13 protein-coding genes and 1 pseudogene are annotated in these 13,551 nt (G+C 33.3%); 8 read left to right on the forward strand and 6 right to left on the reverse strand.

The genetic code is table 11. The features are described from left to right. Positions 1–96: 96 nt before the first annotated feature. Positions 97–747, forward strand: a pseudogene (locus Q9306_RS08715) (pentapeptide repeat-containing protein); the annotation flags it as partial. Positions 748–813: 66 nt separating this feature from the next. Here the strand turns inward: Q9306_RS08715 and bcbE are convergent. Beyond that, a complete protein-coding gene (bcbE, locus tag Q9306_RS08720; protein ID WP_306197551.1) occupies positions 814–2,007 on the reverse strand; it encodes a bacillibactin exporter BcbE in 1,194 nt (397 codons plus the stop codon). A gap of 522 nt (positions 2,008–2,529) precedes the next feature. Then, entirely contained in the window at positions 2,530–2,886 is a 357-nt protein-coding gene (locus Q9306_RS08725; protein WP_020060369.1) for a carboxymuconolactone decarboxylase family protein, read from the reverse strand. Between the two features lie 348 nt (positions 2,887–3,234). On the opposite strand from Q9306_RS08725, the gene Q9306_RS08730 reads away from it, so the two are divergent. Next, positions 3,235–3,408 carry a hypothetical protein gene (locus tag Q9306_RS08730; RefSeq protein WP_001025956.1) on the forward strand — a complete coding sequence of 58 codons (174 nt, stop codon included), beginning with the start codon at positions 3,235–3,237 and terminating at the stop codon, positions 3,406–3,408. A gap of 265 nt (positions 3,409–3,673) precedes the next feature. Here Q9306_RS08730 and Q9306_RS08735 read toward each other — a convergent pair whose 3' ends face one another. Then, positions 3,674–3,844, reverse strand: a complete 171-nt coding sequence (locus Q9306_RS08735; protein ID WP_020060370.1) for a DUF4021 family protein — start codon at positions 3,842–3,844, stop codon at positions 3,674–3,676. A 325-nt stretch (positions 3,845–4,169) separates the two neighbouring features. Between Q9306_RS08735 and Q9306_RS08740 the strand changes: the two genes are divergently transcribed. Then, entirely contained in the window at positions 4,170–5,837 is a 1,668-nt protein-coding gene (locus Q9306_RS08740) for a ribonuclease J (protein ID WP_371932365.1), read from the forward strand. 162 nt (positions 5,838–5,999) lie between these two features. Here Q9306_RS08740 and Q9306_RS08745 read toward each other — a convergent pair whose 3' ends face one another. Then, complete coding sequence (locus tag Q9306_RS08745) at positions 6,000–6,377, reverse strand: PH domain-containing protein (protein ID WP_306197338.1); 378 nt, start codon at positions 6,375–6,377, stop codon at positions 6,000–6,002. A gap of 203 nt (positions 6,378–6,580) precedes the next feature. Between Q9306_RS08745 and Q9306_RS08750 the strand changes: the two genes are divergently transcribed. The 5 genes from Q9306_RS08750 (at position 6,581) to Q9306_RS08770 (ending at position 10,420) form a co-directional block, all read left to right on the forward strand. Next, the gene (locus tag Q9306_RS08750; RefSeq protein ID WP_306197340.1) at positions 6,581–7,429 is read left to right on the forward strand and encodes a patatin-like phospholipase family protein; all 849 of its coding nucleotides are present in this window, start codon (positions 6,581–6,583) and stop codon (positions 7,427–7,429) included. A gap of 168 nt (positions 7,430–7,597) precedes the next feature. Next, positions 7,598–8,044: an NUDIX domain-containing protein gene (locus tag Q9306_RS08755; protein WP_306197341.1), complete on the forward strand. Its 447-nt coding sequence runs from the start codon at positions 7,598–7,600 to the stop codon at positions 8,042–8,044. 33 nt (positions 8,045–8,077) lie between these two features. Further along, a complete protein-coding gene (locus Q9306_RS08760; protein ID WP_306197343.1) occupies positions 8,078–8,563 on the forward strand; it encodes a dihydrofolate reductase in 486 nt (161 codons plus the stop codon). 228 nt (positions 8,564–8,791) lie between these two features. Next, complete coding sequence (locus Q9306_RS08765) at positions 8,792–9,985, forward strand: alpha/beta hydrolase (RefSeq protein WP_306197345.1); 1,194 nt, start codon at positions 8,792–8,794, stop codon at positions 9,983–9,985. 21 nt (positions 9,986–10,006) lie between these two features. Then, positions 10,007–10,420, forward strand: coding sequence for a DnaJ family domain-containing protein (locus Q9306_RS08770; RefSeq protein ID WP_306197347.1), 414 nt, complete (start codon positions 10,007–10,009; stop codon positions 10,418–10,420). 670 nt (positions 10,421–11,090) lie between these two features. Here Q9306_RS08770 and Q9306_RS08775 read toward each other — a convergent pair. Together Q9306_RS08775 and Q9306_RS08780 are read right to left on the reverse strand one after the other, a co-directional pair. Beyond that, positions 11,091–12,083, reverse strand: coding sequence for an LAGLIDADG family homing endonuclease (locus Q9306_RS08775; protein WP_306197349.1), 993 nt, complete (start codon positions 12,081–12,083; stop codon positions 11,091–11,093). 224 nt (positions 12,084–12,307) lie between these two features. Further along, positions 12,308–13,507: an iron-containing alcohol dehydrogenase gene (locus Q9306_RS08780; RefSeq protein WP_306197553.1), complete on the reverse strand. Its 1,200-nt coding sequence runs from the start codon at positions 13,505–13,507 to the stop codon at positions 12,308–12,310. Between the last annotated feature and the right edge of the window lie 44 nt (positions 13,508–13,551).

Below are 13,551 nucleotides of genomic sequence, written 5' to 3' on the forward strand. Positions count from 1 at the left end.
CTCTTCTTGAGTTTGTTGGGTCGCACTTACATTCTACAAGAAAGGTGTTCTTTTTTGTATTTATTTTTGGTTTTTACTGGATAATCAACACGCCTGGGATGTACTGTTTTTGAATGCTTTGGTGCAGGCCAAAAAGTTTCGCAAGTGACCTTTGGGGGCGTTGATTGGAAAGACAGCCAAGAAATGGCGAAGAAAATGTTCAATGTGTTCCCGGTTATGCAGCAACTCCATGAGATGCTCTCGTATTTGACGGAAGCATTGACGTTGAAAGCCACTCGGCCAATTCACGGAGAGATTAGACGCTCACTTGATGAAACAGAACGACTTTCGCAACTTAGTCCCGATTTACTTTTAGAACTAGACATTCCATCACACCGAGCGAATGTAAATGATTTACTTTTAAAGACAAGCGAACTCGTGTGGATAGAATCAAGTCGTCAGAGCAAAGGGAGCAAAAAAAGAAAGAGAATTAACCATCGAAGCGCTATTCTTATGGGTGCCAATCTTAAAGGCGCGGATCTTAGAGGTGCTAACTTAAGAGGAGCATATATGATTGCAGCTAACCTTCGCGGTGCAGATTTGCGAGCAGCTGACTTAATTGGTGCAGATTTACGAGATGCAGATCTTAGTGGAGCAGATCTTACAGAGAGTATCTTTCTTACTCAAGTGCAGATAAATTCGGCGAAAGGAGATGCTCGTACAAAATTACCTCGTTTGATTTCTCGTCCGGCACATTGGTCTGTTTAAAAGAATTTCATGAATAAAGTGGTTATTGATCAACAAGGTTCCGCTATGAAACGGAGCCTTGTTGATTTAATTATGTTCCGGTTTAATAAACGTAAAAGCCAATATAGCTCCTAAAAGAGCAAAAAAGATAGAAAGGTAAAAGATATAATTATCTGGTCCTTTCATTAACATAGCAAATAAAGGCGGACCAGCTGCTACACCTACAAAACGCATAGAACTATAAAGTGATGTAATAGATCCCCTTTGTTCCTTTTCTACACCTTCTGTCACTAAAGCATCTAGGCTTGGAAGAGCCACTCCGACCCCAATTCCACTTATCACAAGACTAATTATAATAATATAAATATTTTTAAAGAATATCGGGATTATTAATGTTATTCCTAATATGACAAACCCAGCACATATACACCATTTCATCACACTTTTTTTATCTCCAATCTTCTTTCCGGTTATATAAGAAGTAAGGGAGAGCGAAGCTAGGGGCATTGCTAGTACAAGACCTTTCCAAACGCCTTCTAAGTGATAACGTTTTTCTAAAATTGAGGATAAATAAAAAAGAATACCGAATAAAATAAACATGATGATTCCACCTAGCAAGAAAATAGGAAGAAGCCAACGCCCTTTTTCCATTAAGATACTTTTTACATTTTGCAGGAAGACTTTTAATGGAGGCACTTCTTTAGTGGGTTTCGGTGGTTTAACAAGAAAAATAATTAAAACAATTGAAATAATGCACAAAATAGGGATAAACCAAAAAGGCAAGAACCAGACAAATGAAGCTAATAAAGAACCTAAAATCGGGCTTAAAACTTTCCCTAGTGTATTGGATGTTTCTACAAGGCCTAGACCAGAACTGACTTGTTCTTCATCTTGAAACATATCACCTACACAAGGAATAACCACAGGCATTGCACCAGCTGAGCCAATCCCTTGAATGACTCTTCCAATTAGAATCCACGTATAAGGATTGTCTAACTTCCATGATACCCAACCAGTAACAGCTCCCCCAATAGCTGCTATAAATAAGCTAGGAATAATTACTTTTTTTCTTCCCCATTTATCTGATAAATATCCAGCTACAGGAATCAAAATAATAGCGACAATAGAATAAATGGTAATAATAAGAGAGACTTGGAGGTCAGTAATTTTCAAATTTTTTTCGATTAATGGAAGGACTGGAATTAACATGGAGTTTCCAAGTGTCATAACTAATGGTACAGATGAAAGAGCCCATAAACTCCATTTTTCTTTTCGATTTATATTTATAAGTATTCACTCCTTAATCAAACTTTCAAAAGTCAATATTCATGTTGCAAAAATGACTTGTTCAATGTAATTAAAATTATTTGCTTTTTATTGAATCTCTATGCAAATTGTAACTTTGAAATAAAGGATCATTTTTTATAAACGCTTTAACCTTGTTATAGGAGGCACCATATCAAAAAAGAAAATTGTACGTTTATACACAATTTGGACGCAATTTAATCAGTCCCCTGTCAACGTAATATGTTTCTCGAAAATAATTTTCTCTAGTATCTTAGAGTACTATCCTTTTTTTCTAATTTTAATTATTCGCATTGTTTTTCTTATGGTTTTATTGCAAAAAGAATTTATTTTCACAACACATAATCTAAACCACAAAAGATCGCACCTGATATTCCTAACAGAGAAAACAAAAACCTTGAGTATAATTAGCACACTCAAGGTTTTTGTTTTTATTGTGTAAGAATAGTAACATATAAACTCAAGAAATATATCCCTTAATCCATGATGATATTCTTATTACTGCTTTAACTCTTGCATACATTCTTGTACAAGAGTAACTGCCTGACTCATAGTAGCTCCACCACCAAATGCAGCTGTCACTCCCACTGCCTCAAAGATCTCCTGTTCCGAAGCTCCTTGATCTAGACATCCTTTAATGTGATAAATGATACAATATTCATCCTGAGAATAAAGGCTAATACCTAATGCAATTAGGTGTTTTTGCTTTTTGGATAAGGTGCCTTCTTTAAAGCATTCCTCTGTAAAAGAATTAAATTGTTCAGCTAGCTTAGGCATCTTCTCAGTAAATAAACCCAAGCCATACTTATAATGATGAAGTGCAGATTCTGTAGAGTTTCTACCTTCAAATTCCATTTTAATCCAGCTCCATTTCTCATATATTTAAACAAAAGTTAGTATTAACCTAATCCGAATTGATTAAACCCAAATGATATTTATATCAGGAGGAGTAAAAGGTGATTTTGATTCAGAAAGTCATAAGTTAATACATGATATTTTAGATAAAGATAGGGAACATATAAATGTATTAAAACAACTTACGCATTAACATTTTTAGTTACCCTGTATCATAATTAAGTAGGGCTATTTAAAATATCTCCACATATTTTCCACAAAATAGGTAAATACTAATACTTGATTTAATACTTTAATTTCAAAGTATTAAATCATAATTACTAACTGCGATACTAGGAGGACGTTACTATGAATATTCGTGAAGGATTAATTCCAACTACACTAGGTACAGCAGTTACAGCTGCGGGTTATGCTCTTAAGCAAACTCGTGGGTCTAATAAGATGATTGCAAATACAGTATTTGGATTTGGTTTAGCTCACGTTGTTTTAGGTGTAATTGATCTTGTGGAACATCGTCGTTAGAAGATAGGGCAAGCACCTTTTGATGCTTGCCTTTTTAATATCGAAAGTGTTTAATTAACTTTTAATTTTGTATATTTTATTAAAGTAATCCCCAAATTAGCTACTTATGTATACGAAAAGGATTTTGTTAGCCAGGTTAAAGGAAGGGTCTCGTTCCTTTCAAAAGTTACCGACTGCATTCTATTGAGGTGATGAATAAAATCCTAGAGTTAAGAAAAATTTTAAAACAGGTATTGTTATTAAAAGTAGTATCTAAATACTACTTTTATTTTGAAATTTTCGTTTTGGAGTGTTCTTTGTCTTCTATATCAGTTTCAGGCATTCCATACAATCCATTCATGGCTTGTTCTACTGGTTGAAGTCCAGTTGTTGTAGTCTCAGACTTTAAGTTTTTTGAGTTGTTACTCTTTTCTTTGTTAGAATGTGGAAAACTCATTTTTATACCTCCAAACACTAAGTTTTAAAAAAATAAAAAGCGTATGAAAGAGTTTGACAGATAGACAAATGTATTATCTGTCATTGAATGAACAATTATTTGAGCCACTAATGTAATAGCATATACATAGTATGTTATCTTTTCTAGAAAATATGTAAGATGCTATAGCAAGATTTTAATTTAGATGTATATTTAGGTCTCACCATATCAAAAAAGAACACTACAAAATAGAATAACATGTACTTAGATAGGTTAATCATAAATAAGAACTTCATATTTCTTCATATACACTTAAATGGTTAAAAGGAGGATTTTGATCTTGGATATGGCAGAAAATACATTATCTATCTTTGCTTTAGGCGGTGTAAATGAAATAGGGAAAAATATGTATGTAATACAATATACAGACGATATAGTCATTATTGATTGCGGTTCCAAGTTCCCTGATGAAAGTTTATTAGGAATTGATTTAATCATCCCAGATATTACATACTTGCAGGAAAATAAAGATAAGATTCGAGCGCTAGTCGTAACGCATGGGCATGAAGATCATATTGGCGGTATTCCATATTTATTAAAACAATTGAATGTGCCAATTTATGCAACACGTTTAACGCTAGGCTTAATTGAAGTTAAATTAAAAGAACATGGACTGCAAAATGAAACAGATCTATTTGTGATTGATTCTGAATCGTTAATTGAACTTGGACAAATAAGTCTTACTTTTTTCAAAACGAATCACAGCATTCCAGATTGTCTTGGCATTGCTTTTCATACGCCAGAAGGCACTGTGGTACACACAGGAGATTTCAAGTTTGACCTAACTCCAATCAATAATCAATATCCTGATATTCATAAAATGGCTAAGATTGGAGAAAGCGGTGTCTTAGCTTTACTCTCTGAGAGTACAAATGCAGAACGGTCTGGCTTTACACCATCAGAACGATTAGTCGGTGACCATATTGAAGAGGCATTTTTTAAAGCACATAGAAAAGTAATTATTTCAACCTTTGCTTCTAATGTTAATCGCGTTCAGCAAGTAGTAGACGCTGCCATTAAAACAAATCGAAAACTCGCTTTGCTCGGAAGGAGTATGGTAACTGTAGTATCTGTCGCCTTAGAACAAGGATATTTGAATATTCCAGAGGGAATGTTAATTGAAGCACATGAAATTAATCAAATGGAGCCAGAAAAAGTAGCTATTCTTTGTACCGGTAGCCAAGGTGAACCGATGGCTGTTTTAGCTCGTTTAGCTAGTGGCAGCTATAGACAGGTAGATATTCTGCCTGAAGATACTGTTATTATCGCTGCGACTCCCATACCAGGGAATGAACGAAATGTATCACGTATTGTAGACAACTTATTTTTATTAGGAGCTAATGTGATTTATGGATCAGGAAGTTCAACAGGGATGCACGTTTCTGGACATGCTTATCAAGAAGAATTAAAACTAATGCTTACTTTAATGAAGCCAAAATATTTCATTCCGATTCATGGAGAATTTAGAATGTTACATCATCATCGCCTTTTAGCAGAATCCGTTGGTGTGAAGAAAGACAATATTTTTGTTATGAATAATGGTGATGTTGTTGATATAAGAAATCAGGCGGCTTATCAAACTAGACGAATACCTGCAGGAAATGTATATGTAGATGGATTAGGTATCGGAGATGTTGGAAATATTATTTTACGTGACCGCAAACAGCTTTCTGAGGATGGTATGCTTGTTATAGTCGTAACTCTAAGTAAAGCAGAGGGGAAAATGATTTCTGATCCGGACATCATTTCGCGAGGATTTGTGTATGTTCGTGATTCGGAAGACTTTTTAAAGGGTATTAATCAATTAGTTACAACAACAGTTAATAATATACAAAGGACAAATATTATCAATTGGAATGTTCTAAAAAAACATATAAGAGAAGCGCTTGGGCGTTTTTTATACGAACAGACAAAAAGAAAACCAATGATTCTTCCTATAATCATTGAAGTTTAAATAAATTCTTTATTTCACGGTAGGGAATAGATAAAGATTATTGTATACAAAAACAGACTATCGTAGAAAAGTCTGTTTTTGTATTTTTAATCAATAATTTTGTATGTTGTTCCAAAAATAACGGGGTTTATACTTTTGATTTCGTATAAAAATACAAAATTGTTATTTTGTTGTATACATCACAAGCGCTTTTTGAATGCTATAAATACTATCGTCTTTTCTAAATTCTTTCGTAATTGGTGTATGCATACCAGATATCCAAATTTTTAATTCAGCATCTAAATCAAAATGCCCAGCTGTTTCGATGCTAAATTGTGTAATACTTTTATAGGGAATCGAATGATATTCCGTCTTTTTACCAGTCATACCTTGTTTATCTACTAAAATCATACGGCGATTTGTAAATACGATTAAATCACGAATTAACTTATAAGCGTGTTCTACTTGCTCATCATCAAGCATAATTGCTTGTAAATCACGTTCTACACCACTTATATCTGCATCAGATGCATTTCCTAAAAAACCACTAAATAAACCCATTATGAATTCCTCCTCTATGTATAGAAATAGAATGAATCTCTTTTATTGTAACATGTAATGAAAAAGCAGATTCTTACTTTTCGATATAAGAATTAAATTGTAATTGCAAAGAAGAAATTTAATACTTCATCATAATATCTTATGCTAATATATTTGTGTAAGAACTTTTTATACAAAATGAACTTATGATAGAGGGACAATAGATGAATAATACCGGATTAGTTTTAGAAGGCGGAGGAATGAAGGGACTTTATACAGCAGGTGTATTAGAATTTTTTATGGAACAAAATTTGTATTTTCCATATGTAATAGGTGTTTCAGCAGGAGCTTGTATGGCTGCTACGTATTTGTCTCGTCAAAAAGGACGAAATAAGAAAGTAAACACAGAACTTGTAAGTGACCCGCGTTACATTTCATTTCGAAATTTTTTACGAAAACGCGAATTGTTTGGTATGGATTTTCTATTTGATGAGGTACCGAATAAACTTGTACCATTTGACTTTCAAACATTCCAAGACGGAGCAGAACAGTTTGTTATTGGTACAACGGATTGCGAGACAGGAGAAGCCGTGTATTACAATAAGCATGAACATGGAGATGATATTTTAAAAATTATCCGTGCATCAAGCTCTGTTCCATTTATTGCACCAGCAGTTGAGTATGAAGATAAATGGCTACTTGATGGAGGAATTACTGATCCAATTCCGATTCAAAAAGCACAAGTTGATGGAAATCAAAAAAATGTTGTGATTATGACAAAGCCAGCAGGATATAAAAAAGCGCCAAGCAAGATAGCTTTCATGGCGAAATGGTTATATAGGCAGTATCCTAATGTGGCAGAACGTCTTGTTCAGCATTCTGAAATCTACAACAATACTATATCCCATCTTTATTCAGAAGAACAAAAAGAGAATTTCTTTGTTATACAACCGAGTGTTCAATTACCTGTAAGTGGATTGGAACGTAATTCAGAAAGATTGGTTCATTTATATGAACTTGGCTATAACGATGCGAAGAATCAATTTAAGCAGTTGCAGGAATGGCTTAAATAAGTTATGGATTACTGAATTACACTAAAACGCGTACTTAAATTTCATTTACCGTATTTTTACAATGCAAAACAAATAGTCAATAAAACACATCTGTATTCATTCAGTAAAGGAATTTGACTTCTCATATTAGAATTTAATATTTGATGAGTAAATAAGGGGGACAACGATATGAAAAGTCAATTCCACCACATTGTAAGGGGAATACTTATAAAAGATGGAAAGCTTTTGGTAGCACATTATAAAGGGCATCATTGTTTTTTGCCAGGAGGACATATTGAATTAGGTGAATCGGTCGAAAATGCACTTAGACGAGAATGGGAAGAAGAAATAGGTGCTTCTTGTTCAATTGAAAAATTTCTCGGCGTAATTGAAAATCAGTGGAGAGATGGGGACACACTGCACTATGAAATTAACCATGTCTTTAAAGTGAATAGCGATCAATTAAAAGTGGAAACACCTCCAAAATCTAGAGAATCTCATCTAGAGTTTTATTGGATTGTACCTACTGAAGAAAATTTAAAAAGATATAAAGTGATGCCAGATCGTGCTATACAAACACTACTGAAAAAAATTCAAGAACATGATATAGAAGCATGTTGGGTTAGTACACTTTGACTTTTGGTAAGGTCGAGTAAAGGAGATGAGAACATGATAATATCCGCAATGGTTGCTGTAGCAGAAAATAATGTAATTGGCAAAGACAACGATCTTCCTTGGAGACTCCCGAATGATTTGGCATATTTGAGACGAATTACTATGGGACATTCTATCATTCTAGGAAGAAAGAATTATGAATCAGTAGGAAAGCCTCTAGATGGCCGTAAAAACATCGTCCTAACTACAAATAAAGACTATAAAGCAGAAGGCTGTCATATAGCTTATTCAATTGAAGACGCTCTTTCTAAATGTGAAGGAGAAGAAGTTTTTATTCTTGGGGGAGAAGAAATCTATCAGCAATTCCTTCCTTACACTAAAAAGTTATACATAACCAAGATTCACGCTCCTTTTGAAGGAGATCGTTTCTTCCCAACGATTGATTTGTCCTCGTGGAAAGAATTATCAGTTGAAAAAGGAATGAAAGATGAAAAGAACTACTATGAGCATTACTTTCATATATTTGAGAGAATAAAATAAGTTCAAGAAGAACTACCGATAACTAAATTTATGTTAAAAAAGGTGTTTTCTAGACGTGAAAACACCTTTTTAGTTTGTAAAGCTTTGTATAGTCTAATATTTATTCTATATAGTCCTAAATATAAATTTTGTTCACAAAATATACACTATACCCACAGTAAATAGCGAGGAAACAAGCGCCTTGTTACTGAAATAAATATAGAGTTCGAAAGAGAAAAGGAGGCAAAAATGAAAAAACTAACGAGTCCGCTTATGCACGATTTGGCGAAGCAGTTAAATGAAAGGAATCCTTCTGCTGTTACTTTGTTTTTAGAGAGAATAAAAAAACAAGAAACACCTATTGTGGAGACTTGTCCAATTGATGATGAGTACTATCTTGTAACATACATTTGGATAGGTGATGAACAAACTGAAAATGCATATGTATTTGGAAGTTTTCCTGGTTGGGATATAGCAGCAAATGAAATAAATAAGCTTTCACACACAAACATATGGTATAAAACGTTTCGAACAAAAGAAAAATTTGCTTCGACGTATTACTTTTCAATCAATGATCACTTTGAACAAGATTGGGTAAAACGAAGTGAAAATTATAAACGGGATCCATTGAATTCTAAAATGTTTGGGCATGAAGCAGAACCAATGTCTTTTTTAGAGGTAGGCCTATCATCGCATATTGACAAAACAAAGCAGCAAACTCATATTCCAAAAGGAAAAGTGGAAACACATCAGTTCTATAGTTCTATTTTAAAGAATGAACGACAACTTTGGATTTATACTCCACATAATTACTCACCTGAACAATCTTCTTATAACCTTCTTATTATGTTTGATGGCAGATCTATGCTGCAGTCGTTATCAGCGGCGGCAACGTTAGATCATCTTATACATACAAATGAAATTCAACCATGTATCCTAATTGGTATTGATCATGTAGATCGATTTACAGAACTCACATTTTCTGAAGAAATGAATATGTTTTTAACAAAAGAACTACTTCCTTGGATTCAGCAAAGATATCATGTTAATACAAATCCATATCATACAACAATTGGCGGATTCAGTCTTGGTGGATTAGCAGCTTTTTATGCAGCATTGCAATATCCTGACCACTTTGGAAACGTTTTATCAATGTCTGGTTCTGTACATTGGAAAAAAGAAAATTACACAGGATTACACCATTGGATTGAAAATCAATTTAAAAGTAGCAGCACGTTACCATTACAGATTTATATGAGTGCTGGGGAGCTAGAAAATAAGCCTTTGTTAGAAGCGAATAGGAGCTTATCACAAGTACTTAAAGAAAAAGAATACCAAATTGCTTACGTTGAATTCCCTGGTGGTCACGATGCATTGTGGTGGCATAAACAGTTTACTGATGGATTAATATCCCTACAACAATTAAAAATACCTATGAAATAATAAAAAGGGAGGAGTTAACTTATGAAAGATAGAGAAAAAGATTTAGATAAGGCATTAAAGAAACAAGAGATTTTAGTAAAAGATGAAAAAGTATGGTCATATACGTATGGAGATCATATTAGTTCGATTATTAAACGCTCGCAAAAAGAAGGTGTATTTGATGACTTAGTAGGAAAAGGAAAACCACTGCAAATGGATAAAAGTCTCTCTTATAATCCAGAAAAACAACTATATAAGACGATGAAGGATAATCATATTTTACCGAGATGGATTGAGCTTTCGAAAGAAATTGATACGTTAAAGGAGAAAATGCATACATGCATGGAAAAGGAAGAAGTTGCTACAATGGTTGAAATGATTAATAAAAAGATTCATGAGTACAATTTAACCTGTCCGCCGTCAGCGCAAAAAATGAAGATAAGTAAACCGAGCTAATTTGGTAGGGAAATTAGTAAGCATCTAAGAAAATAAAAGCCATTTTAAGAAATTCTCCCTAAAATAACAAGGGAGAATTTCTTTTGCCTTTATAAAGGTATTATGTTAACTAGAAAACGAAAATTGATTAAGGGAAAAGCAGAATAGAGCCGAATTATGAAAAATTGTTATGTACACAAGTTGTTGTATATATTTAGGAAATAAGATGTTGATGTTGAATATAAAGCAAAAAGAAAGTTTACAAATAAAATTCTCAGTGCGATCCAATATAATATATATTACTGTAATGATTCCTTATAAAATTGCTACGGCGCTGTATGTAACGAATTGCTGTGTGTGAGATTTTAGTTTGTATTTAAAATTATGATGTTATAAGCCAGTATGTAAATATGGTATGGATTGTTTCAAAAATCTCTGTTTCATCTCAAAATGTATAGTTTACTTAATTTAAGAGACCTGGAACTCCTTCCGTTTCACAACTGCCTATAATTTATATTATGTTAACTGTAAAAAATAAATCAACTAAAAATAAGTTAGTTTCATCTCCCTACTCTTACGATGCAAATATACCAATTTTTTTGCACGTTTGCTGTTCTGATGTAATAAAGTAATTTATAAAAAAAGATTAGCAAGTTGCAACATGCTAATCTTTTTTGGTTTTAGTTAGCAATTATTGACTTTTGTTGAGTATCACAGCTAGCTGTTCAAATTTCTTTTTAAATTCTAAATCCTTTTTTAGCCAGCTGTGAAATGCTGCTTTTTTGATTCCGATACTTTCACAGCAGTTATCAATAGAATTGTCTTGCTGATATTTAATAAGAAAATCTTTTTTTCTTTTAGTAACAGCAATTTGGGTTCTTTTTAGCTTCCTGTCTTGTAATTGTTCTAAATTTAGCGTTTCTTGTTGAAACACTTCGTATTTTCTTTGTAAAAATAATTCTTTTTCTTTATAAATCCAGTCGGAAAAAAGTTTAATAGTTCTTCTACCACTTAAAATTACTCGGTAGTGTGTGTCTTTATTGATAAAATTCGGCTGAAAATTTTGTTCGTATAAGATTTCGCTTAAAGATTGCATAAAATTATGAGAACCACCTACAAAGCTTACAGTATATTTTTGATAGTTTACATAACCATCTCCATCAAAATAACCTCTAATAAAATGATGTAAGAATTCTTTCGGGACATATGGGAATTGTATATCGTGTGATTTACAAGGAGTAACACCGTGTAAACCTATTAAGTCATATTTCATGATTTTGCTATTCAGGTTTAACATATACACTCCAGTATTTTTATTTATACATAACGGCTGGTTTGAATTTATTTCTTTTTTAATATCTTCTAAAATCCCTTTTTCTTTTTGAGAAATGCTAACTGTATGATAGTTTTTAACTATTACGCCGTCAGCGATGAAAAAACCTAAAATGTATGCCATGTTGTTAGACCAAGTTTTAAAGTAATCTTCATTGATATCATATTTACGCTTCCAACTGCCGCGCGCTCTCATTACGACATTATTATCTGTTAGGACCATGCGAACGTATCTAGAAGTAACGTTCGCTAAATTGGCAATGTCTGATGTGCTAGAACCATCTAAATATAACTTAATCATTTCGCTCTTTTCCATTGTACATTTAGACCTTCCTCTGTTCTTTCTACACATTAGAATTATCCCCTTTCGACAGATATAAATTCAGTGCAACTTCTTCTCTATCATATAAGAGAACCTATGTTCCGTCTATTGGGAATAAAAAAGATTACTAACAAAATAAATTATTTCATTTCTTCCTTTTCTAACTAATAAAACAAATTACCGTGGAATCTTTACATTCCACGGTAATTTGGTACCTTTTTAAGTAAAATAAGAATATTTTAAGAGTAACACTCTTATTCTTTTATCATTTGGTAAAGCTGAACCATGTCTTCTTTTGAAAGAATTTTGGGAACGGGATAGAGCGGGTTCGCCTCTTTTAAAGCCCGGTTTACCATAACAGGAATATCTTTATCAAGAATGCAGCTGAACTTTTTGGGTATATTCATGTCTTCATTGAGTTTCTTTATTGCATCTATAAATTTTTTTGACTTTTGTTCATCGGTGTCAGATGAATTACTGATTCCAATTAAATCTGTCAGTTCAGCTAAAGGTTTATGTACTGATTTACCATAGTACTCTAAAACATATGGCAAGATTATAGCGTTAGCTAATCCATGAGGAACGGAATAAAATCCTCCCAATGTATGTGCAATAGCATGAACATATCCAATATATGCACGGGTAAACGCTACACCAGCTAAATATGACGCTTTCTGCATGTTTTTGCGTGCATTTATATTTGAACCATTTATATAGGATTCATAAAGGTTATTAAATATCAATTGAACTGCCTCTCTACTGTTCTGTTTTGTTTCTTCTGTATTACTTTTTCCAATGTATGCCTCAACTGCATGTGTCAAAGCGTCCATTCCAGTAGTTGATGTTATATGGGGAGGTAAATTAACTGTAAGCATCGGATCCAGTACGGCTAACTTCGGGATGAGTGCATGATCATTAATTGCATACTTTTCATGTGTCTCACTATTAGATACAACAGCAGCAACTGTAGCCTCACTTCCTGTACCTGATGTTGTAGGGATCGCGAATAAGGGTGGAATCTTTTTTCTGACCTTTAAAACCCCTTTCATTTCAGGAATACTTTTTTTCGGTCTAGCAACACGCGCCCCGACCGCTTTTGCACAATCAATCGGTGATCCACCACCAAATGCAATGATACCTTGACACTTACTTTCGTGGTAAAGAGATAGTGCATCTTCAATATTATAAATTGTAGGGTTTGGAACGGTTTTATCATAAATAAAATATTTTACTCCTGCTTCTTTTAGTTGTTTAAGAAATTCATCTAATAATCCAATTGACGTAATACCCTTGTCTGTCACTATTAACACTCTATCAATATTGTTCCTATTTAAGTGAATTGGAAGTTTACTCAAGCTATTTTCTCCAGTTAATAATTGAGGTTCACGCCAAGGTAGAAAACAGGAAACCAACTTAAACGTGTTTTGATATAATCTACAATACAACTTGTATATATTAAGACCTACCTTTCCTTTTTTTCGTAAGTATTAAGATACAT

Origin of the sequence: Bacillus multifaciens (assembly GCF_030756675.1) — a bacterium.
Taxonomy (GTDB): domain Bacteria; phylum Bacillota; class Bacilli; order Bacillales; family Bacillaceae_G; genus Bacillus_A; species Bacillus_A multifaciens.

Bases quoted from the DNA above. Each gene is read 5' to 3' on its own strand.
- Q9306_RS08770 (WP_306197347.1), top strand. From the start codon at position 10,007: ATGAAAGATAGAGAAAAAGATTTAGATAAGGCATTAAAGAAACAAGAG.
- Q9306_RS08730 (WP_001025956.1), top strand. From the start codon at position 3,235: ATGAATATTCGTGAAGGATTAATTCCAACTACACTAGGTACAGCAGTT.
- Q9306_RS08760 (WP_306197343.1), top strand. From the start codon at position 8,078: ATGATAATATCCGCAATGGTTGCTGTAGCAGAAAATAATGTAATTGGC.
- Q9306_RS08775 (WP_306197349.1), bottom strand. From the start codon at position 12,083: ATGTGTAGAAAGAACAGAGGAAGGTCTAAATGTACAATGGAAAAGAGC.
- Q9306_RS08725 (WP_020060369.1), bottom strand. From the start codon at position 2,886: ATGGAATTTGAAGGTAGAAACTCTACAGAATCTGCACTTCATCATTAT.
- Q9306_RS08745 (WP_306197338.1), bottom strand. From the start codon at position 6,377: ATGGGTTTATTTAGTGGTTTTTTAGGAAATGCATCTGATGCAGATATA.
- Q9306_RS08755 (WP_306197341.1), top strand. From the start codon at position 7,598: ATGAAAAGTCAATTCCACCACATTGTAAGGGGAATACTTATAAAAGAT.
- Q9306_RS08765 (WP_306197345.1), top strand. From the start codon at position 8,792: ATGAAAAAACTAACGAGTCCGCTTATGCACGATTTGGCGAAGCAGTTA.
- Q9306_RS08750 (WP_306197340.1), top strand. From the start codon at position 6,581: ATGAATAATACCGGATTAGTTTTAGAAGGCGGAGGAATGAAGGGACTT.
- Q9306_RS08740 (WP_371932365.1), top strand. From the start codon at position 4,170: ATGGCAGAAAATACATTATCTATCTTTGCTTTAGGCGGTGTAAATGAA.
- Q9306_RS08735 (WP_020060370.1), bottom strand. From the start codon at position 3,844: ATGAGTTTTCCACATTCTAACAAAGAAAAGAGTAACAACTCAAAAAAC.